This window comes from Halorubrum sp. AD140 (genome assembly GCF_034497445.1).
In the GTDB taxonomy this organism is placed as follows: domain Archaea; phylum Halobacteriota; class Halobacteria; order Halobacteriales; family Haloferacaceae; genus Halorubrum.
Genome location: NZ_JAXRUU010000318.1, coordinates 1 through 1,069 on the forward strand (window position 1 = coordinate 1; position 1,069 = coordinate 1,069).

The window sequence follows — 1,069 nt, forward strand, 5'->3', positions numbered from 1 at the left end:
CGATCGGCCGGCGCGGCTCGAACCTCTGGAACGGCGTCGTCATCGGCCTCGTGAGCGGCCTCGCCGGCATCGGACTCTCGATGACGTACAGCATCCTCTCGTTCGCGAACTTCTCGCACGGCGACCTCGTCAGCGTCGGGGCGTTCTCCGGGTGGGGCGTGGCGTTCCTGATCGCCGGCTTCGGCGACGTGCCGGTCCGCGCGCTCCTGACCGTCCGCGACGCGGGGAGCGCCTCGCCGGGCGACATCGGCGCGCACATCCTCACGACGCCGGGCGCGATCCTCGTCGGACTGCTCGCGGCGTTCGCCGTCACCGCGCTGCTCGCGGTGGCGCTCGACCGCGCGTTCTACAAGCCGATGCGGGACCGGGACGGGATCTCGCTGCTCATCGCCTCCATCGGCGCGGCGCTCATCGTGCGCTACCTGCTCCAGTTCGGCTACGGCTCCAGCCGGCGCGGCGTGACCGCCAGCGTCGACGCGTCGAACCTCGCGTTCGGCCCGCTCGGACTCTCGGTGAACGCGCACGAGCTCACCATCCTCGTGGCCGCGGTCGGGCTGATGCTCGCGATGCACGCCATGCTCCAGCACACGAAGCTCGGCACCGCGATGCGGGCGATGGCCGACAACAAGGACCTCGCGCTCATCACGGGGATCCCGGCCGAGCGCGTCGTCACCGCGACGTGGATCATCGGTGGCGGGCTCGCGGGCGCGTCAGGCTACCTCTACGTCCTGCTGCGCGGGACGATCCAGTTCGACTTCGGCTGGCTCCTCCTGCTTCTGATCTTCGCCGCCGTGATTCTCGGCGGGATCGGCTCCGTCTACGGCGCCATCGCCGGCGGTCTCGTCATCGGGATCGTGTTCACCACGTCGACGGTCTGGATCCCCTCCGACTTCAACCAGGCCGCGGCGTTCGGCGTGATGATCCTCATGCTGCTGTTGCGCCCCGAGGGGCTGTTCGGAGGTGTTTCGACCACATGAGCGACGCCGATTCTCCCGATCCCACACCAGAGACCCCCGAGAGCGCCACCGACGCGCTGGTCGAGGCCGCCCGGGAGAGCGACCTCGGCCTC

1 protein-coding gene is annotated in these 1,069 nt (G+C 70.1%); it reads left to right on the plus strand.

Annotated elements, in window-relative coordinates; translation table 11 throughout:
* On the plus strand, positions 1 to 977 hold a 977-nt coding region (locus U4E84_RS18495; RefSeq protein ID WP_322533516.1), incomplete at its 5' end, for a branched-chain amino acid ABC transporter permease.
* Positions 978 to 1,069 lie beyond the last annotated feature (92 nt).